The sequence below is a fragment of the Nonomuraea sp. NPDC049646 genome, assembly GCF_044465525.1.
GTDB lineage: Bacteria > Actinomycetota > Actinomycetes > Streptosporangiales > Streptosporangiaceae > Nonomuraea.
Map to the genome: position 1 here is coordinate 149185 of NZ_JBITLU010000015.1, position 19158 is coordinate 168342.

A 19158-nucleotide genomic window follows, 5' to 3' on the forward strand; every position below is an offset into this window, starting at 1 on the left:
AGGTTGGAAACAGTCCCAACGACAAAGTGTCACATCAGGCGAACACGGGTCAACGGATCACACGTGCGCCGAATCGCTGCGATCGGGCACGAACCGGTAGCCGACGTTGCGGACGGTCCCGATCAGCGACTCGTTCTCGGTGCCGAGCTTGGCGCGCAGCCGCCGGACGTGCACGTCGACCGTCCTGGTGCCGCCGAAGTAGTCGTAGCCCCAGACCTCCTGCAGGAGCTGGGCGCGGGTGAAGACCCGGCCGGGATGCTGGGCCAGGTACTTCAGCAGCTCGAACTCCTTGAACGTCAGGTCGAGCACGTTCCCGCGCAGCCGCGCGGTGTAGGTGGCCTCGTCGATCGACAGGTCGCCGCTGCGGATCTCGTCGGGGACGTCCTCGGCGGCGGCCTGCGACCTGCGCCCGGTCGCCATGCGCAGCCGCGCCTCGACCTCGGCGGGCCCGGCGGTCTCCAGCAGCACGTCGTCGACCCCCCACTCGGCGGTCATCGCGGCCAGGCCGCCCTCGGTCACCACCACCAGCAGCGGGCAGTCGATGCCCGTGGTGCGGATCAACCGGCACAGGCTCTTGGCCTGGACGAGCTCCTTGCGCGCGTCGACGACGACGGCGTCGGCGGGCGGCGTGTCGATGAGCGCCGACGCCTCGGCCGGCGAGACCCGGACGGAGTGGAGCAGCAACCCCAGCGCCGGCAGCACCTCGGAGGACGGCTCGAGGGCGTTGGTCAGCAGCAGCAGGTTGCTCATCACGGCCTCCTCTAACACACAAGGACCCGGAGGCGACGTCGCCCAGGTCCTGTACGCGAGGATATCCCACGGCTTAGTCGCGTCCATTGCGCGTCCACCAGGTGAACAGCGGGCCCTTTGAAACAGGCGTGTTAAGGGCGTCGCACAATAGAGCGAAGGCGATTGTGAGGCAACGCATGGCCACAGGAAAAGTACGTTATTGGGCGGCGGCCAAGGAGGCCGCCGGAGTCGCGGAGGAGCCGTTCGAAGCGGCGACTCTTGACGAACTGATGACCAAAATCACACAAAATCGGGCCGAGCTCGCCCGGGTCGTCGGCCGTTCGTCGTTCCTCGTCGACGGCGCCCCCGTGGGCCGGCGCGCCCACGACACGGTGGTGCTCGGCGAGGGCGTCACGGTGGAGGTGCTGCCGCCCTTCGCCGGCGGGTGATCGACGGCTCCGGCGGGGAAGGAGACCGCCGGATCGATAGGCTCGACACCCCCGCCGACGACAGGGAGCCCCATGCGCAAGCTGATCATCTTTCTGATCGTCCTGGCCGTCCTCTTCGTCGTCGTCGACCGCGTCGCGGTGGCCGGGGTGGAGCGTGACCTGTCCAACCGGATCGCCGCCGCCACCGACCTCAGCGGCACCCCCAAGGTGACGATCGAGGGCATCCCGTTTCTCACTCAGGCCGTCTCGGGGCACTATCCCGAGGTACGGTTCGATCTCGGCACCCTCACCTACGGAGGCGTGCCGGTGAAGAACCTGCGCGGCGTCGCCTACGACGTGACCGCCCCGCTGTCCGACGTGCTGCAGAACCGTGCCGACGTCCGGGCCGGGCGGGTCACCGTGAGCGGCGTGCTCACCCGGGCCACGATCGACAAGTACGCGCCCCGGGGCATCAAGATCAGCGGCAACGGGCGGCGGCTCGTGGCGTCGGGAGAGGTGACGGTGGGGGTGCAGAAGGTGCAGTTCACCGCGGAGATGCGGGTCGACGTGGCCGACGGGGCCATCAGGCTCCAGGCGGAGAAGATCCAGGGCGTGCCCGACCAGCTCGCCCACTTCGTCACCTACACGATCCCGTTCAAGGGCGGCCTGCCCTTCGACGTGAAGATCACCGGGGTCAAGAGCGTGGCCGACGGATTGGAGTTCTCGGCCGAAGCGTCTGACGTGCCGATCCGTGGATGAGCCTGAACCGCTGCGGCCCCCCGTACGTGATGAGGGCGTGAGCGCAGCAGGCACCGCGGACGAGGAGCTCGTACGCACCCTCTTCGACGAGCACGCCGGGCCACTCTACGGGTACGTGCTGCGACTCACCGGTGATTCCGGACGTGCGGAGGACGTGGTGCAGGAGACGCTGCTGCGGGCCTGGCGGCACCCCGACGCGCTCTCCGGCCGTCCCATCCGGGCCTGGCTGTTCACGGTGGCGCGTAACCTCGTGGTCGACCAGCACCGCGCCAAGAAGGCCAGGCCGCAGGAGACCGGCGACGAGGCCCTCGCGGTCCTGCCGGCCGACGACGAGCTGGAGCGGGCGGTCGAGTCGTGGGCCGTGGCCGAGGCGCTGGCCGCGCTGCGGCCCGAGCACCGCGAGGTGCTGCTGGAGGTCTACTACCGGGGGCGATCGGTGAAGGAGGCGTCGGCGACGCTGGGCATACCGCCGGGCACGGTCAAGTCGCGCACCTACTACGCGCTGCGCGCGCTCAAGCTGGCGCTCGAAGAGCGGGGGCTGGCGCCGTGATGACCTGCGAAGAAGTGCGCATCGCCATGGGCGCGCACGCCTTGGGCGCGCTCGAACCCGACGAGGCGCTGGAGATCGACAACCACCTGGCCACCTGCGAGACCTGCGGCGCCGAGCTGCTCGAACTCGAAGGCGTCGCCGCCTTCCTCGGCAAGGTGTCCGAGCGCGACGTCGAGCTGGTGGCCAGCCCGCCGCGCCAGGTGCTCGACCGGCTGCTCAACGCCCGCGCCCGGCGCCACCGGCGCGGCCGGCTCATGCTGGCCGTGGCCGCCTCCGTCGCGGTGATCGCCGTCGGCGGCACGGTCTGGACCGTCACCCGGCAGGACGACACGCACACCGTGGCCGCGCCCGCGGCCGCCCCCCAGTCCTCGGCGGCCGCGAAGTCGCCGCAGACCGAGGGCTTCGTCGCCAGCGACGCCGCGCCCGACGCCCAGCTCAGGAAGGCCGTCCCGACGCCGAGCGCGATGCCCACGGCGGAGCTGGGCGCCACCCGCGACGGCCGGGCCTTCAAGGGCGAGAACCGGGCCGAGGACTACTACGCCACGGTCTACGCCCTGCCCGGCGACGGGCGCACCGAGCTGCTGGTGACCGTGCGGAACGTGCCGGTCGGCACCGTCTGCAGCCTGGCCGTCTACGACGACAGGGGGCGGCGCGAGGTCGTCGGGAGCTGGACCGTCAGCCGCCGGACCTACCGCGAGGAGACCGTCTTCCAGATGGCGACGCCGGTGCTCATGCGGCGCATCGACCGCTTCGAGGTCGTCGACCGGCGGGGACGCGTCCTGGTGCACGTCGCCGGCCCGGCCAGGAAGTAATCGCGGCCGCCCGTGGTTGGCACCTGAGGTGACGGGTCTGTGGATCGCGCTGGCGACGCTGGCGCTCGGCACGGTGATCGGGGTGGTTCGTCTGCGCCGCGACGGACGGGTGCGCGCGGCGGCCGGGGAACGGCTGACCGCGGACATGCTGGGCGCCGCCATGGGCGAGCGGGCCACGCTGGTGCAGTTCTCGACCGCGTTCTGCCAGCCCTGCCGGGCGACCAGGCGGGTGCTGGCCGACGTGAGCGCGCTCGTGCCCGGGGTGGCGCACGTGGAGATCGACGCCGAGTCCCGGCTCGACCTGGTGCGGCGGTTCGACGTCATGCGCACGCCCACCGTGTTTGTGCTGGATCCGTCAGGCAACGTGGTCAAAAGGGCCTCTGGCCAGCCACGGAAGGCCGACGTACTGGCCGCGCTGGCGGTCGCGATCCCCTCCGGGGAGTCACGGCCGTCTCACGAACTGTCTCATAACCCGGACGAGATGTGACAGATGGCGAGACGACGAGTAGGGTCGTCGCTATGAACCCGTCGACAGAGCTGCTCACGAAGCGGCGCGCGGTTGATTTCTGCCGCGTCGCCACCGCGCTCTGTCGCGCTGCCTGAGGACGGTCACCGCGGACATCTGGTCCGCCCCATCCGACCCCTTCAGGAGCATCCCGCGATGCGTGCTGATCCCAGAGCGCTGCGCTTCGGCGCGGCCGTCACCACCTTGGTCCTCGCTCTCGTCCTCGTGACGGGCAGCGCGTGGCTGCTCGCCGTCCAGGCGGCGGTCTTCGCGCTGGGGGTCGTGCGCCGCTCGCCGTACACGATGCTCTTCAAGGCGCTCGTCAGGAGCGCGCCGAAGGAGACCGAAGACGCCCGCCCGCCGCGGTTCGCGCAGGGGGTGGGGCTGCTCTTCGCGGTCGCGGGGCTGGCCGGGTTCGCCGCCGGGATCACACCGCTGGCCCTCGGGGCCACGGCCGCGGCTCTCCTCGCCGCCTTCCTCAACGCAGCCTTCGGATTCTGCCTCGGCTGCGAAACGTACCTGCTCACCCGCCGTCTACTGCCCGCCGCCAAAATGGAGGTTTCCCAATGAGCCGCTCCGCCGCCCTGGTGGACGCCGACTGGGTCGAGGCCAACCTCGACACCCCCAACGTCGTACTCGTCGAGGTCGACGAAGACGTCAGCGCCTATGACAAGGGCCACATCCGTGGCGCCGTGAAGGTCGACTGGCGGCAGGACCTGCAGGACCCGGTCCGCCGCGACTTCGTGGACAAGACCGGTTTCGAGGCCCTGCTGTCGGACCGCGGCATTTCCAACGATGACACCGTCGTGCTCTACGGCGGCAACAACAACTGGTTCGCGGCCTACGCGTACTGGTACTTCAAGCTCTACGGCCACCAGGACGTCAAGCTGCTCGACGGCGGGCGCAAGAAGTGGGAGCTCGACTCCCGCGAGCTGGTCCGCGACGTGCCCGAGCGCGCCAAGACCCAGTACGTCGCCCAGGAGCAGGACACCGCGATCCGCGCCTTCCGCGACGACGTGGTCTCCGCGATCGGCAAGCTCAACCTGGTCGACGTCCGCTCGCCCGACGAGTTCACCGGCAAGCTGCTCGCCCCGGCCCACCTCCCGCAGGAGCAGGCCCAGCGCGGCGGCCACGTGCCCACCGCCCGCAACATCCCGTGGTCCAAGGCCGCGAACGACGACGGCACCTTCAAGTCCGACGACGCGCTGCGCGCCCTCTACGGCGAGGCCGGCGTCGACTTCGGCAAGGACACCATCGCCTACTGCCGCATCGGCGAGCGCTCGGCGCACACCTGGTTCGTGCTGCACGAGCTCCTCGACCAGGGCAACGTGAAGAACTACGACGGTTCGTGGACGGAATACGGCTCGCTCGTGGGCGTGCCGATCGAGCTGGGGGAGGCCCGCTGATGACCACTGCACAGGGTTGCGGAGCGCCGGAGCAGACCATCGCGCTGCCGGCCGGGATCGATCTGTCCAACCAGGCCGTCATCCAGGGCGTGGTGACGGGCGCCACCACCGCCTACGCGCGGCTGCTCGACCACTCCGGCGAGTTCACCGGTGAGGTCGTCGTCTCCGACGACGGCGTCTTCCGCTTCTTCGCCGCGCCGGGCGACTGGACCGTCCGCATCATCGCGGGCGGCGGCGTCACCCGCGACGTTCAGGTGGAGGCCCGGCTGGGTGAGGTCTCCCAGCTCGCGGTCGCCGTCTGAGCCCACGCTGAGCCCATACTGAGCCCAGACAGCGCCCACCACGGCGCCGAGACGGGGCCCGTGTCCACACCGGACACGGGCCCCGTTCCCGTTCCGGACGGGCGCAACGAAACCGGGCGCGGCGGTGTTGTAGAGGGCGTGAGTGGAACCGACTGTCTCGACCCGGTGCGCAAGGCGCTCCTCGACGACCTCGACGAGGGCTTCGCCGAGCTGTACGCCGCCCACCGCGGCCTGGTCTTCTCGACCGCGCTGCGGCTGAGCGGGCGCTGGGCAGACGCCGAGGACCTCACCGCCGAGGCCTTCCTGCGGGCGTACCGGGCACTGGCGGGCTACGAGCCGGACCGCGTGGCCGCGCTGCAGCCGCGGGCCTGGCTGATGACGATCCTCATGAACATCTGGCGCAACTGTGCCAGGGCCAGATCCCGCAAACCGCCGCCCGACCTGCGTGACGAGCCCGTGGACGAGCCCGACCCGGCCCAGGACGTCGAGGGGGCAGCGGTCCGCAGGGAGACCGGCGACGAGCTGTCGGAGCTGCTCGCACTGCTGCCCGAGGAACAACGGTCCGCCGTGGTGCTCAGGCACGTCGTCGACCTGCCGGTCAGCGAGATCGCCACCGTGCTCGGAATTCCGCAGGGGACGGTCAAGTCGCACGTGTCGCGAGGGCTGCGGCGGCTGCGCGAACTGGGAGGTGCCCGATGAACGACGACTCACTGCTGGCCGGGCTGGCCGCGCTGGCCACCGACGCGCCCGCCGGACTGCTCGACCGGATCGCCGCCCGCTGGGTGAGCGTGCCCGCGCCGATCGGCGAGCTGCGGGTGGCCTTCACCGACCAGGGCGTGGCGTACGTGCACGCCGGCGACGACTTCGCCGCCACGTTCAGGAAACGCTTCGGCCGGCCGCTGCTGGCCGCCGACCGGCCGCCCGCGGGGCTGGTTCCAGCGCTGCGCACCGGCCGTCTCGGCAAGGTGCCGCTGGACCTGCGCGGCGTCAGCGACTTCCAGCGTGACGTGCTCGACGCGGTCAGGACGATCCCGAGGGGCGAGGTGCGGCCGTACTCGTGGGTGGCCGAGCAGATCGGGCGCCCCCGGGCCGTACGGGCGGTGGGGACGGCGCTCGGCGCCAACCCGGTGCCGCTGCTCGTGCCGTGCCACCGGGTCGTCAGGTCCGACGGCGTGACCGGCGACTACGTGTTCGGCCGGGCGGCCAAGGAACGGCTGCTGCTGGCCGAGGGCGTCGACCTGGATCGGGTGCGCGCGCTGGCCGGGGAGCGGGTGTTCTACCTGGCCAGCGACACCACCGGCGTGGTGTGCTTCCCGACCTGCCACAACGCCCGCCGGATCACCCCCGCGCACCGGCACGGCTTCCGCAGCCTCGCCCAGGCCAGGGCGGCCGGCTACCGGCCGTGCCGAAGCTGCCGGCCCGCTCAGGCGGAGGGCTTGGTCGGGTAACGCATCAGGAGGGTGGCGCGCACGACGTCGGGGCCGTGCGCGCGGTACCCGTGGGGGACGTCGGAGAGCCAGGAGATGTGGTCGCCGGGCCCGGCCGTGAGCGGCTCGTGGATCGGGCCGGCGCTGAGCGTGCCGGTGAAGACCGTGACGTGCTCGCTCACCCCCTTGTGGTGGGCGGGCGAGGTCTGGGTGACGCCCGGGGGCACGCGGACGCGGTAGAGCTCGTAGGTGACGCTGTCGTCCTCGAAGACCTCCAGCAGGTCGGCCTCGATGGCGGCGCCGCGCATGGTCTGCGGCTCGGGCGGCGAGTCGAGTATCGCCCCGATGGGCACGCCGAGCTGCGCGGTGATCGCCCACAGCGTCTCCAGCGTGGGGTTGCGGGTGCCGGTCTCGACGCCGGACAGCGTGGCCTTCCCGATGCCCGCCCGCTTGGCGAGCTCGGACAGCGAGACTCCGCGCGCCTGGCGCAGCCGTCGCAGCCGGTCGCCGACGACGGCGGGGTCCTGGTCGAACGCGGGCAGCGGCTCCATAACGCCATCGTGCCGCAAGGCTCGTCCGATGTGACCGCCTCCCGGGGGCCGAATCGTCGATTCCGGCATTTGCCAGTGCTCAGGAATGGCCTGGAAACACCCTGGCCACAGGCTGTCCACGGGTTGCTGCTGCGGCGTAAGGGACAGACCGCTACGATTCAGCAGATGTCCGGATCGACAGGTGTGATGGCCCCGCCCCGACCTGGGCCTACGCCGGCTCAGCGGATGCCGTCGCCGTATTCGCTGCCCCTGCACGCGCTGCGCCTCGCGGGGAAATGCGCGCTGCCGCTGATCCTCTGGTACGCGGCGGGCCAGGTCGTGCGCTTCGTCCTGCTGTACGCCGCCACCGAGCTCGCCTACGGCGACCTGCGACAGCTCCGGCTGGTGGGCACGGTCACCTTCCTGACCCTGATCGTCCTCGCGGTGCTGACGGTCACCACGGGCATGCTCTACACCCTGCGCGGCGCGCTGTGGGAGATGCGCGCGAGGAGGGAGGAGGGCGTCGAGGACGAGCGCTTCTTCCGGGTGCTGGACCGGGTGGCCCCCGCCTTCGCGGTGCTCTACCTGTCGTGGGGCTGGCACGTGGAGGACGCCCGCGCCCTCCAGAAGATGGACCTGAACCACCACTTCTACGACATGACGTCGGCGGCCTGGTTCGGCGAGGAGACCCAGGTCGGCAAGGGCCTCACCGACCTCGACTGGCGGGTCTCGCTCGGCGCGATGGTCGTGCTGTTCGGCCTGAAGTGGCTGTTCGCCAAGCTCGTGGAGCAGGGCAAGGGCAAGCTGTACGGCTTCGGCGCCGCCTTCTCCGAGTTCGCCTTCGTCTTCTACGGCCTGAACGCCACCGTCGCCATCGCCGGGCTGCGCTCGGACTGGGTGGAGCACCGCAGCGTGGTCGCCGGCACTGCGGACCTGGTGGAGCAGGCGGAGAAGAGCGTGCCGCTGTGGAAGACGGTCACGGGCGCGGTGGGCGACTTCTGGCCGTTCTTCATCGACGGCGTCGCCGTCCCGCTGGCCTGGCTGACCGTGGCGATGCTGGTGTTCGGCGCCTACTCCGACGAGACCCGCAGCCTGGTCAAGGGCACCCGGTTCGAACGGGGCGTGGACCGGCTGGAGGACAGCCACGACCTCACCAAGAGGTCGTTCGACCAGCTCACCGGCGGCTTCCGGGACCGCTGGCTGCCGCTGGCCAACTCCCTGCGGATGATCGCCAAGGGCGGCGCGCCGCTGTTCGGCATGATGTGCCTGAGCTACGTCGCCCTCACCGTGGGCGCCGAGTACGCCGAGCGCGCCGTGGTGACGCTCGTCGGCTCGCAGGCCGAGTGGGCGTGGGCGTACAAGGAGGGGCCCGTGACGTTCGTCCGCGGGCTGGTCGTGACCGTGCTCACCATGGCGCTGCTGGCGGCCACGTACGACCTGGCCGCCACGCGGGCCCGGCTCAAGGGCGAGCCGCTCAGCGACGTGTGAACCGCAGCACGTCCGCCTCCGGCTTGCCGGCCTTCTCCCGCTTGAAGAAGTCCGCCGTCGGGGTGTCGGAGCGGTAGTCGCTGACTCTGAAGGAGAGCTCGACCTCGTCCTTGACCGGCGTCGGCACGATGGCCATGCCCTCGAACCGGTACTCCTTGCCCAGCTCCAGCCGGTCCGTCGGGCGGTCGCCCGGGGTGAACTCCACCGTCCAGGTGCGGCCGGCGCGGTCCTCCAGCTTGACCTTGTCCGGCGGGGCGGTCATGGTGGCGCTGGACTCGTCGAGGAGCTTCTGGGTGATGTCCACCTTCAGCCAGGTGACCTCGGGGCCGTGCTTGCTGCCCTCGGGAGCCTGGACGGCCTTCAGGGCGGCCTTCCACTCGATCTCGTGCACCTTCCCCGACTGGCCGGGGGCGACGGCGACCTCGTTGATCTTGATGCCGTCGGTGACGGTCGTGTCGTAGAAGCGGTAGCCGTCGTAGGTGTTGAGGCCCATGGCGACGACGGAGGCCACGGCGGCGCCCACGGCGACCAGGACCAGCCGGCCGCGCCTGGGCGGCCGGGCGTCCTGCGGGGCCGCCGGCGGCTGCCGCACGGGCGGCACGGCGGCCGCGCCGGTGGGCCGCTGGGGGGACGGCGGGGACGGCGGCGTCATGCCGGGACGGATGGCGGGCAGCGGCTGGGTGCTGCCTCCTGAGGACTCGCGCGGGGCGGGCGGCCACACCTGCTGGTCCGGATGCACGAACCGCCCCCGCCCGGGGCCGGGATGCTGCGCGCCGCCACGTCCCTGAGGCGCTCCGGCGGGGGCGGCCGGGGGAGCCGCGTGGCCGGCGGGAACGGGGCCCGAGGGAACGGGACCTGAAGGAACGGGACCCGAGGGAACGGGACCTGAAGGAACGGGGCCCGAGGGGTCGGGGGCGTAGCCGGGAGGCGGCGTGGGGCGGGCCGGCGGCGGGGTGGCGCGGTCGCGCGGGGAGCCCGTGCGGCGGCGCCGGGGCCTGGGGGGCAGCGGCGCCTGCGGCGACGGCGGCATCGGCCCGGCTCCGGGCTGCGGCGTCTGCGGCGCAGGCGGGTCGGCGGGCGCGGGGGGAGAGGCGGGAGGCGGGGGAGGCGGGAAGGCCGAGGGCGCCGGGGCGGGGTCCTCGGAGTGGTGGTCGTTCCTGGGGGCGAACCAGTCGCGCTCGTTCGTGCTCACAGTGCGATCACTTCTTGACGGTGGAGTAGACGGCCTGCGGCGAGGCCGCGAGCTTGCGCGCGGCCTCCTCGTCGAGCCCGAGGTCGATCTCGACCTCCGGCTGGAACGGCTCCACCAGCATCTCGGCCGGCAGCCCGAAGACCACCCGCGCCCCCGGCAGCGCCGATGGAGGAACCTCGAAGAAGAACCGCCCGCTGACCCAGATGTCGGGCTGCACCCAGGTGTTCGCCAGCGTCAGAGGGCTCGCCACGCGGTCGGTGGCCGTGAACTTCTTGCCGTCCTCGGTCAGCAGCTGCGGCTGCCCCAGGTGGTACGGCTTGAGGCTCGACCTGGCCGAGGCGTTGACCACGAGGAACAGGTTGTCCGTCGTGATGGTCTCGTCGCTGTTCTGGATCGTCTTGGTGGCCAGGAACGAGTCGAGCCGGACGGTGAACCGCCTGGCGTCCACGTCCTCGCCCTTGACGCCCGTGTAGGTCACCCGGGCGCTCGCCTCGTTGGCGGACAGGTGGAACGTCTGGAGCCCGACGGCGGCGGCCGCCAGCAGCAGCCCGGCGCAGGCGTTGAGCAGTCTGGAGCCGCCCGGCCCGCGTCCGGCGCCGCGGCCGGGCCGGTCGGGGCGCTCGGGGACGGCGGAGGAGCGCGGCTGGGTGGCGGTCATGCCCCCTCACCCGCCTTGACCGGCAGCGTCACGCGGGCCTTGACCTCGGGGTAGAACTTGTCGTCCTTCTCCTTGGCGACCATCTGCCAGCGCAGCCGCTCGTCCTGGAAGCCGGAGATGTACTCGAAGGCGGCCACGTCGAACGTGATCTTGTCCGGTGGCCGTTCCGACGCGCCGAGCCGGTACCGGACGAGGACCTGGCTGGTCACGCCGGGGTGGAGCTGCCGGGTCTCGTCGCCCTTGTCCAGGGCGTAGACGAAGGGCCCCGACTCCTTGGAGAACTTGGGGCTGATGGAGACCAGCGAGTCGGCGAAGGACGTGCCGAGCCACGCCTTGTCCGGCTGGGCGGGGTCGGGGGGCACGCCGACGCCTGAGGTCTCGTCCCCCTTGTTGGTGACCTCGAAGACCAGCTCCACGAACCGCTTGTCCTCGTCGAACTGCGTCTTGGCCCGCTCGACCTTGACCCGCGACTCGACGAAGCGCGTGGAGTAACGGCCCTGGTCGAGCGTCGCGCCCTGGCCGAGCAGGTCGGGGCCCTTGTCGGGGGCCTCGTTCAGCCCGCCCAGCAAGGCCGTGATGCCGACGGCCGTGACCGCCACGAGGGCCAGGATGGGCACCGCCACCGGGCGTCGCTGCCTCGTGCCGTCGCCGGAGGGTTCCGTCATGGGTATGGATGGTAATAGGTCACGGTTGCCCCATCTGCCGCAATGGTCCCTTCTGGCGGGTGGAATTGCCGCGAACCCTGCCGCTACGGGGGTGGAAGCTCATACGCTGTCACGGAGCGGAAAAGGGCTGGCCCCTGCAACTAACGACATATCGCGGCCGGAGGGTCACGTGGCGGACGTGCATCCCGAGCATGCCCAGCTCCAGGCGGACCGCATCTACCTGGGGTGGCAGTACATCCTGCTGCATCCCGACCCGGGGCCGCCGCCCAAGCGTCCCTCGCCCGAGAAGGAACCGGCGCCGGACGCCGAGTCGTCCGGCCGGGCGGCGGCCGAGGCGCTGCGCCGCGAGCGGCTCCAGGAGGACATGCTCAACCGGCCCGTACGCGTCATCCGGGCCATCAGCCTGACCATGTCCGCGCTGATCCTCGCGGCCGCGGTCAGCGGCTACCTGGGCTGGTCGTTCGCGCTCCTCGGGCTGGTCGCGGCCGGCGGCGTGGCGGGCATCTGCACCTACGCCCTGCTCCAGGGCGACCGGGCGGTCCGCTACCGGGTGCTCGAACAGCAGGCCAGGGACGACCGGCAACGTCAGGAACGTGACAAGGAGCTGTTCCGCGCCCAGGAGGAGCACGCCCGGCGCTACCGCGACTGGCAGGAGTCGAAGGAGCGCCACGAACGCCAGCTCACCTGGTACGCCGTCGCCGTCCCCGACGAGATCGACCGCATCGACGTGGCCGGCGGCACGCTGCCCGGCTGGTCCGCGCTGATCACGCTGCTCGGCGCCACCCGGCTCTACAGCGGCGGCCACCTCACCGTGCTCGACCTGTCGGAGGGCGCGATCGCCAAGGACCTGATCGAGCTGGCCCGCAAGGGCGGCGACGACCCGCTGGTCTGGGTGCTGCCGGTCGACCTGCCGAAGCTCGACCTCGGGGCCACGCTCAAGCCGGAGGCGTTCGCCGACGTGCTGGCCCACGTGGTGAGCGTGAGCGAGGAGCACCGCACCACCCGCGACCTCAGCTTCGACAACGCCATCCTGGAACGGGTGCTCGAAGTGCTCGGCGAGAACGCCACCATCAGCCAGGTCACCGCCGCCCTGCGGGCGCTGGCGCAGGTCGGCGACCCGCGGGACGACCTGCGCTTCGGCCTGATCACCGCCACCCAGCTCGAACGCATCGGCACGCTGTTCGGCCGCGGTGTGAGCGACCGGGTGGTGATCGAGCGCGCCTGGGCGCTTGAGTCGCAGCTGCGCAAGCTGGAGACGCTCGGCACCCAGGCGGTGCGGCTGCCGCCCGCCCGGCTGCGGGTGGTGAGCATGGACCGGCAGGCGGGCGTGTTCGGCAACCGGGTGCTCGGCACGTACGTGGCCACCGCGCTCACCCACATCCTGCGGCAGTCGCCCGCCTCCGACCGGCCCTGGTACCACACGATCATCGTGGCGGGCGCCGACAAGCTCCGCGGCGACGTGCTCGACCGGCTCATGGACGCGTGCGAGACCTCCCGTACCGGGCTGGTGCTGACGTACCGGAGCCTGACCCCCACCGTGAAGGAGCGCCTGGGGCGCGGCCACGCGGCCGTGGCGTTCATGCGCCTCGGCAACGCCGAGGACGCCCGGGTCGCCAGCGAGCACGTCGGCACCGAGCACCGGCTGGAGCTGGCCCAGCTCACCGAGACGATCAGCGACGCCCTGCCGGGCCTCGACGGCGGCTACACCTCCACCATCTCCCAGGTGGACGACGCCCGCCACGACCGCGGCGACGGCCACGCCGACCTGGTCGAGGACATCACCGAGTCCACCGAGTGGGGCAGGACCGCCGACAAGATCTCCGAGACCGAGCGGGTGCTCCACCGCTCGCGCGAGTTCCTGGTCGAGCCGCACCAGCTCCAGCAGCTCCCCACGACGTCCGTGATCGTCACCGACGCGACCGCCCAGGGCAGGCGGGTGCGGCTGGCCGACGCCAACCCGGCCATCCTCACCTTCCCCAAGACGACGCTCGGCGACCTGGAGGAGGTGCGCGAGGCCGTGCTGGCCCTGGAGGCGAAGGACGACGGCGAGGAGCCGCCGCCCAACCTCGGGCCACCACCGCCACGCCTTGACTGGCGCAAGGGCAGGCAATGACCTGGTCAAGGGCGTGGTGAGGAGCTGACGATCAGCGGGATTTTACTGAGAACCGACTGTGGGGGAATTGAAGATGCAGCCGAGTGTCTCGCTGAGCGGGCCCTGGTATCGGATCCAGTCGATCGCCGCACCCTCGCGAAGCTCGTCGGCGGAATGGGATTTCGTCACCGTGCTGCCCGCCGTGTTGTCGGCGGCGCAGCGTGACCGGCCGTTCGTCATCGGGTGGCTGTCGCGGGGTTCCGGGGCGCCGCTCGAACTGATCACCAATGCCGGCCCGCTCTCGCCGCCGCGCCAGCCGCGCCGGGCGACCGACGTGCCCGGCCTGCCGACCGGGCCCCAGCCGCTGCTGTTCCCGGGCGGCGCGCGGGGCGTCGAGCTGGACGAGGAGTACCTGGCCGACCTCGCCGACCTGGTCTGGACGCCGTGCCCCGGCCGCCAGGCGCCGCCGCTGGGCGGGCGGGGCCGCGAGTTCTCCGGGTCCGACCCCGAGGAGCTGAAGCGGCCCACGCTGTTCGAGTCGACGCTGGTCACGCTCATGTCGCGGCCGTTCGCCTGGCTCGTGGTGGCCGAGCCGACCGACCTGCTCGACGCCGAGGTGGCGCACCTGCGCACCCAGCTCAACGTCCTGCGGCAGTACGGCGACGCCTCCGAGCGCTCCCGGTTCGACGCCGAGCGGGCCGAGCGCCGCATGCAGGAGCTCGACGCCTTCCGCGAGGCCGGCCTGTGGAACGTGCGCGTGCTGGCCGGCGGTGCCACCGCCGAGGAACTGCGGCAGATCGCGCCCGTGCTCGTCGGGTCGGTCGAGATGAGCCACCACCCGTACCGGCTGCGCAGCGCGCACGGCGCGGTCTACGCGCTGTCGGAGGCCCTGGCCATCACCATGCAGGACCCGGCCGACGGCGCCGCCGCGCCCTTCGCGGCCACCGCCGGGGCGCTCGCCGCGCTGGCCGGGCTGCCCAGGCGCGAGGTGCCCGGCGTGCGCGTGCTCGACTCCGGCTTCTTCGACGTCACGTCCGAGGCCGACGGCGGCGAGCTGGAGCTGGGCGAGATCCTCGACGGCCAGGACAGAGGCGTGGGCAGCTTCCGGGTGCCCCTGGCCACGCTCAACAGGCACGCCTTCGTCACCGGCGCGACCGGCTCGGGCAAGTCCCAGACCGTCCGGCACCTGCTGGAGCAGCTCAGCGAGGCGCGCATCCCGTGGCTGGCCATCGAGCCGGCCAAGTCGGAGTACGCGGCCATGGCCGGCCGCATCGCCGACCCGGTGACGGTGATCAACCCGTCGGCCCCCGAGGGCGTGCCGCTCAGCGTCAACCCGCTGGAACCCGAGCCGGGCTACCCCGTCCAGGCGCACATCGACATGATCAGGGCGCTGTTCATGGCCGCCTTCGACGCCGAGGAGCCGTTCCCGCAGATCATGTCGCTGTCCCTGCAACGGGTCTACGAGGCCACCGGCTGGGACGTCGTGACCGGCGGCGCCGTGCCCGGCTCGAACGTCCCGCCCAGCGTGCCGACGCTCGAACAGCTCCAGCAGCACGCCATGGACGTCATCAAGGAGATCGGCTACGGCCGCGAGGTCCAGGCCGACGTCGAGGGCTTCATCTCGCTCCGGCTGCGGTCACTGCGGGTCGGCTCGGCCGGGCGCTTCTTCGAGGGCGGCCACCCGGCCGACATCGGCGGCCTGCTGGAGCGCAACGTCGTCCTGGCCATCGAGGACGTCGCCAACGACGAGGACAAGGCGTTCCTCATGGGCACGCTGATCATCCGGATCGTCGAGCACCTGCGCATGCGGGCCAGGAAGGAGAAGTCCGCCGGGCTGCGGCACGTCATCGTGATCGAGGAGGCCCACCGGCTGCTGCGCGACCGCGGCCACGGCCGGGCCTCCACGCACGCCGTGGAGCTGCTGGCCGGCCTGCTCGCCGAGATCAGGGCGTACGGCGAGGGCATCGTGGTGGCCGAGCAGATCCCGACCAAGCTCGTCTCCGACGTCGTGAAGAACACCGCGCTCAAGGTCGTCCACCGGCTGCCCGCCGAGGACGACAGGAAGCTCGTCGGCGCGGCCATGAACCTCAGCGACGAGCAGTCCAGGCACGTCGTCTCGCTCCAGCCGGGCTCGGCCGCGGTCTTCGCCGACGGCATGGACCGGCCGCTGCGGGTGCGCGTCCCGCTGGGCGAGTCGCGGGAGAAGCCGCTGCCGGGCCCTCAGCCGCCCATCCGCGGGCGCAGGTCGGCCGCGTGCGGGGCGCAGTGCCGGACCGGCCAGGCGTGCACCCTGGTGGAGCTCAGAGAGGCCGACGTGCTCGCCGACGGGCCCGACTGGGCGTGGCTGCGCATCTGGTGCGACACGGTCGTGCTCGCCTTCGTCAGCAACCGGCCGCTGCCCGGCGTGCCGCGCGCCCTGTCGGCCTCCTGGGGCGAGCTGCCCGCCCGCCGCCGCGAGTGCCTGCTGGCCACGCTGGTCGAACGCGCCGTCCAGCGGCGGGCCTGGTCGTTGCGTAGCTGGTTCGACCCGGCGCTGCTCACCGAGAAGGCCGCCGAGGTCGCCGCGCGGCTGCTGTCGGGGGCCGAGCCCGGCGGCGACCGTCCGGGCGCGTCGTGGGTGATCCCGCAGGTGCGCTGGCTGCACGAGGTCGACCGGCTCTTCCCGTACGGCCAGCCCGCCCCCAACCTGCGCAGCCCGGCCCCGCCCATGGAGTACGCCCTGTTCCGCCAGTCCAACGGCAACGGCACGGCCGACCTGGTGCACGCCGAGCTGCTCGGCCACCGCGCCAAGGCCCTGCGCCACCACCCGCTGTCCATGGAGGTGGACCACAACCGGGCCCTGGCCTGGCGGGTCATCCTGGGCGACGACGAGAACGAGAGCGTCCAGCGCGACATCACCAACGTGGCGATCGGCATCGAGGCGTCGGCCAGGATCAGGCACGTCGGCCAGACGATGGGCGCGGGCTGGCTGGAGGGCGTGTTGTCGTGGCCGCAGCGGTTCGTCCTGCCGTTCGACCACGGGGGCGCTCCGGAGATCGCCTTCGTCGACGTCCCCTCGGCCTGACGCCCGCCTCCCGGGGCGGGGGTCAGCGGTCGCGGCGGCGTTCGAGGCGCTTGCGGCGGGCCACCTCGCGCTTGTGCTCGGCCAGCTCGCGCCGCCGGTCCCGCCGCCCCTGCGCGGCCTGCCGCCTGCGGCTCTCCAGCTCCAGCCGCATCGCCTCCTGCGCGGCCGTGCTCCGTACGGACACCTGGGCGGCGGCCCGCGCCGCCAGCTTGGCCGCCCGCTTGGGGTTGACCCGCCGCGCCCGCTCCCCGCCGGCCACGGCGGGCGCGGCATGGGCCTGCTCCAGCAGCGCGACGCCATGACGCATCAGGTACGCGTGCAGCTCGGGATCGGTGGGCTCGGACCCGAGGGTGAACCGGGTCGCCCGCAGCCGCCCGCCCTCGGCGACCTCCAGCACCCCGACCCAGAACGGGCCGTCCAAATAGACCGACAACGTGACCATCTTCTCCGCCCTTCACCAGACATGCCGGGAAAGCGACCTGGACAGGCCGCCTCCGGCACACCGGACATCCCTGGAAGGGCGGATACGTGATGCTTCGCCCGGGCTACCAACCGGGCCGCGTTTTCGTGTGCAACTCCAGAGTACGACTCAACGGCGACTAGGATCCATGTGCATGACCCAGCTTCCTCTGCGGGCTCAGCTCGCCAGCGCCCTGGGACGCAGCGCCGCCACGCTCTCGCGGATGACCGGGCGCGGTGACGGCTCGGTGATCGGCGGCAGGGTCGGCCTGCTGCTTGAGCCCGACCTCCTGCGCAAGCTGGCCCGCGACCGCAAGCTGGCCCTGGTCAGCGCCACCAACGGCAAGACCACCACGACCAGGTTGATCACCTCCGCGCTGCTGGAGATGGGCGAGGTCGCCACCAACGCCTTCGGCGCCAACATGCCGGCCGGGCACGTCTCGGCGCTCTCCCAGCACAAGGGCGCCCCCTACGGCGTGCTGGAGGTCGACGAGAAGTACCTGCCGGAGGTGCTCGACACCACCGGCGCCGGCGTCGTCTGCCTGATGAACCTCAGCCGCGACCAGATGGACCGCGCGGCCGAGATCTGGCTGCTCGCGCAGAAGTGGCGCAGGGCGCTGTCGGGCAGGCCCACCCACGTCATCGCCAACTGCGACGACCCCCTCGTCACCTGGGGGGCCTCCACCGCCGCCAAGGTCACCTGGGTCGCCGGCGGCCAGCGCTGGAAGGAGGACTCCTGGTGCTGCCCCGAGTGCGGCGGCCCCCTCGACCGCAAAGACGCCGACTGGTCCTGCCGTGAGTGCACCTTCCACCGTCCAGAGCCGCAGTGGGTGCTCGACGACGACGTCGCCGTCGACCCCCGCGGTCAGCGCTGGCTGCTCGACATCCAGCTCCCCGGCCTGGCCAACCGCTCCAACGCGGTGATGGCGCTGGCCGTGGCCGACGCGTTCGGGCTGCCGGTCGACCGGGCGCTGCCCCGGCTGCGCGAGGTCACCTCGGTGGCCGGCCGCTACACCACGGTCGAGCGCGAGGGCCGCCACGCGCGGCTGCTGCTGAGCAAGAACCCGGCGGGCTGGCTGGAGGCGTTCGACGTCGCCGACCCGCAACTGCCGATCATCCTCTCGGTCAACGCGCAGGGCCCCGACGGCCGCGACACCTCGTGGCTGTGGGACGTCGACTACCGCATCCTGCGCGGCCGTCCGGTCTTCGTCACCGGTGAGCGGCGGCTCGACCTGGCGCTCCGGCTCGACGTGGCCGACGTGCCGTTCACGTTGTGCAGCTCGTTCTCCGAGGCGCTGGCCATGCAGCCGCCCGGCCGGGTCGACGTGATCGCCAACTACACCGCCTTCCAGCAGATCCGATCGGAGTTCGGACGTGCCGTCTGACAGCGCCCTCAGCATCGTCTGGATCTACCCCGACCTGCTGAGCACCTACGGCGACCAGGGCAACGTGCTCGTCCTGGAGCAGCGTGCGCAGCGCCGGGGCATCGAGGTCGAGACCGTCTACGTCCGCTCGGCCGACCCCGTGCCGGAGACCGGCGACATCTACCTGATCGGCGGCGGCGAAGACCGTCCGCAGATCCTGGCCGCCCAGCGCCTGCGCCGCGACGGCGGGCTCCAGCGGGCCATCGCCCGGGGCGCGGCGATGCTGGCCGTGTGCGCCGGCTACCAGATCATGGGCAGCACGTTCGGCGGCGAGGAGGGCCAGCCCGTCGACGGCATCGGCCTGCTCGACATCGCCAGCTCGCGCGGCCCCGCCCGCGCCGTGGGCGAGCTGGTCGCCGAGGTCGACGCCGCCCTCAACCTGCCCACGCTGACCGGCTTCGAGAACCACATGGGCGTCACGCACCTCGGGCCGGGCGTGCGGCCGTTGTCCAAGACGGTCGCCGGGGTCGGCAACGGCGACGGCTTCGAGGGCTGCTACGCGGGCCACGTGGTGGGCACGTACCTGCACGGCCCGGCCCTGGCGCGCAACCCGGCCCTGGCCGACCTGCTGCTGTCGTGGCGCGTGGGCGAGCTGACGCCCCTCGACGACTCCCGCTACGAGGCCCTGCGCCAGGAGCGGCTGAGCGCCGTCCTGTCCGGCTGACGGG

The 19158-nt window shown here is 72.1% G+C and carries 22 protein-coding genes; 16 read left to right on the forward strand and 6 right to left on the reverse strand.

Annotation, left to right across the window (positions count from 1 at the left end; translation table 11 throughout):
* Positions 1-57: 57 nt before the first annotated feature.
* Positions 58-750, reverse strand: coding sequence for a winged-helix domain-containing protein (locus ACIBQ8_RS37225; RefSeq protein WP_397173335.1), 693 nt, complete (start codon positions 748-750; stop codon positions 58-60).
* Between the two features lie 176 nt (positions 751-926).
* On the opposite strand from ACIBQ8_RS37225, the gene ACIBQ8_RS37230 reads away from it, so the two are divergent.
* From ACIBQ8_RS37230 to ACIBQ8_RS37280, 11 genes are all read left to right on the forward strand, one after another.
* Entirely contained in the window at positions 927-1178 is a 252-nt protein-coding gene (locus ACIBQ8_RS37230) for a MoaD/ThiS family protein (RefSeq protein ID WP_397173337.1), read from the forward strand.
* A gap of 72 nt (positions 1179-1250) precedes the next feature.
* A complete protein-coding gene (locus tag ACIBQ8_RS37235) occupies positions 1251-1916 on the forward strand; it encodes a DUF2993 domain-containing protein (protein WP_397173339.1) in 666 nt (221 codons plus the stop codon).
* A 37-nt stretch (positions 1917-1953) separates the two neighbouring features.
* Positions 1954-2466: a sigma-70 family RNA polymerase sigma factor gene (locus ACIBQ8_RS37240; RefSeq protein ID WP_125643242.1), complete on the forward strand. Its 513-nt coding sequence runs from the start codon at positions 1954-1956 to the stop codon at positions 2464-2466.
* Positions 2466-3278: an anti-sigma factor family protein gene (locus ACIBQ8_RS37245; RefSeq protein ID WP_397173340.1), complete on the forward strand. Its 813-nt coding sequence runs from the start codon at positions 2466-2468 to the stop codon at positions 3276-3278. Before ACIBQ8_RS37240 ends, ACIBQ8_RS37245 begins: the two co-directional genes overlap by 1 nt.
* Before the next feature lie 28 nt (positions 3279-3306).
* Positions 3307-3765 carry a thioredoxin family protein gene (locus tag ACIBQ8_RS37250; protein WP_397194409.1) on the forward strand — a complete coding sequence of 153 codons (459 nt, stop codon included), beginning with the start codon at positions 3307-3309 and terminating at the stop codon, positions 3763-3765.
* 32 nt (positions 3766-3797) lie between these two features.
* Entirely contained in the window at positions 3798-3881 is an 84-nt protein-coding gene (locus ACIBQ8_RS37255) for a putative leader peptide (protein WP_350668905.1), read from the forward strand.
* A 58-nt stretch (positions 3882-3939) separates the two neighbouring features.
* Positions 3940-4353, forward strand: a complete 414-nt coding sequence (locus tag ACIBQ8_RS37260; RefSeq protein WP_397173344.1) for a DUF4395 domain-containing protein — start codon at positions 3940-3942, stop codon at positions 4351-4353.
* On the forward strand, positions 4350-5189 hold the full coding sequence (locus ACIBQ8_RS37265; protein ID WP_358289377.1) for a sulfurtransferase: 840 nt from the start codon (positions 4350-4352) through the stop codon (positions 5187-5189). Before ACIBQ8_RS37260 ends, ACIBQ8_RS37265 begins: the two co-directional genes overlap by 4 nt.
* Complete coding sequence (locus ACIBQ8_RS37270; protein WP_357706203.1) at positions 5189-5491, forward strand: DUF1416 domain-containing protein; 303 nt, start codon at positions 5189-5191, stop codon at positions 5489-5491. The genes ACIBQ8_RS37265 and ACIBQ8_RS37270 overlap by 1 nt, the downstream gene beginning before the upstream one ends.
* A gap of 138 nt (positions 5492-5629) precedes the next feature.
* A complete protein-coding gene (locus ACIBQ8_RS37275; RefSeq protein WP_397173346.1) occupies positions 5630-6190 on the forward strand; it encodes an RNA polymerase sigma factor in 561 nt (186 codons plus the stop codon).
* Positions 6187-6939 (forward strand): methylated-DNA--[protein]-cysteine S-methyltransferase, encoded by a 753-nt coding sequence (locus tag ACIBQ8_RS37280; RefSeq protein ID WP_397173347.1) that lies wholly within the window; start codon positions 6187-6189, stop codon positions 6937-6939. The genes ACIBQ8_RS37275 and ACIBQ8_RS37280 overlap by 4 nt, the downstream gene beginning before the upstream one ends.
* Here ACIBQ8_RS37280 and ACIBQ8_RS37285 read toward each other — a convergent pair.
* Positions 6915-7469, reverse strand: coding sequence for an XRE family transcriptional regulator (locus ACIBQ8_RS37285; protein WP_358289368.1), 555 nt, complete (start codon positions 7467-7469; stop codon positions 6915-6917). The genes ACIBQ8_RS37280 and ACIBQ8_RS37285 overlap by 25 nt on opposite strands.
* A gap of 225 nt (positions 7470-7694) precedes the next feature.
* On the opposite strand from ACIBQ8_RS37285, the gene ACIBQ8_RS37290 reads away from it, so the two are divergent.
* The gene (locus ACIBQ8_RS37290; protein WP_397173350.1) at positions 7695-8936 is read left to right on the forward strand and encodes a hypothetical protein; all 1242 of its coding nucleotides are present in this window, start codon (positions 7695-7697) and stop codon (positions 8934-8936) included.
* Here ACIBQ8_RS37290 and ACIBQ8_RS37295 read toward each other — a convergent pair.
* The 3 genes from ACIBQ8_RS37295 to ACIBQ8_RS37305 all read right to left on the reverse strand — a co-directional run bounded on the left by ACIBQ8_RS37295 (position 8923) and on the right by ACIBQ8_RS37305 (position 11451).
* Positions 8923-9675 carry a hypothetical protein gene (locus tag ACIBQ8_RS37295; RefSeq protein ID WP_397194410.1) on the reverse strand — a complete coding sequence of 251 codons (753 nt, stop codon included), beginning with the start codon at positions 9673-9675 and terminating at the stop codon, positions 8923-8925. The genes ACIBQ8_RS37290 and ACIBQ8_RS37295 overlap by 14 nt on opposite strands.
* Before the next feature lie 460 nt (positions 9676-10135).
* Entirely contained in the window at positions 10136-10786 is a 651-nt protein-coding gene (locus ACIBQ8_RS37300) for a hypothetical protein (RefSeq protein WP_397173354.1), read from the reverse strand.
* Positions 10783-11451 (reverse strand): hypothetical protein, encoded by a 669-nt coding sequence (locus tag ACIBQ8_RS37305; RefSeq protein WP_397173356.1) that lies wholly within the window; start codon positions 11449-11451, stop codon positions 10783-10785. The genes ACIBQ8_RS37300 and ACIBQ8_RS37305 overlap by 4 nt, the downstream gene beginning before the upstream one ends.
* A 169-nt stretch (positions 11452-11620) precedes the next feature.
* Here ACIBQ8_RS37305 and ACIBQ8_RS37310 point away from each other — a divergent pair, with 169 nt between their 5' ends.
* Together ACIBQ8_RS37310 and ACIBQ8_RS37315 are read left to right on the forward strand one after the other, a co-directional pair.
* Complete coding sequence (locus ACIBQ8_RS37310) at positions 11621-13564, forward strand: hypothetical protein (RefSeq protein ID WP_397194411.1); 1944 nt, start codon at positions 11621-11623, stop codon at positions 13562-13564.
* 73 nt (positions 13565-13637) lie between these two features.
* Positions 13638-16607, forward strand: a complete 2970-nt coding sequence (locus ACIBQ8_RS37315) for an ATP-binding protein (protein ID WP_397194412.1) — start codon at positions 13638-13640, stop codon at positions 16605-16607.
* Positions 16608-16629: 22 nt separating this feature from the next.
* Here ACIBQ8_RS37315 and ACIBQ8_RS37320 read toward each other — a convergent pair whose 3' ends face one another.
* Entirely contained in the window at positions 16630-17040 is a 411-nt protein-coding gene (locus ACIBQ8_RS37320) for a YjdF family protein (RefSeq protein WP_397173362.1), read from the reverse strand.
* Between the two features lie 181 nt (positions 17041-17221).
* On the opposite strand from ACIBQ8_RS37320, the gene ACIBQ8_RS37325 reads away from it, so the two are divergent.
* On the forward strand, positions 17222-18451 hold the full coding sequence (locus ACIBQ8_RS37325; RefSeq protein WP_397173364.1) for a MurT ligase domain-containing protein: 1230 nt from the start codon (positions 17222-17224) through the stop codon (positions 18449-18451).
* Positions 18441-19154, forward strand: a complete 714-nt coding sequence (locus ACIBQ8_RS37330; RefSeq protein ID WP_397173366.1) for a type 1 glutamine amidotransferase — start codon at positions 18441-18443, stop codon at positions 19152-19154. Before ACIBQ8_RS37325 ends, ACIBQ8_RS37330 begins: the two co-directional genes overlap by 11 nt.
* Positions 19155-19158: the final 4 nt, after the last annotated feature.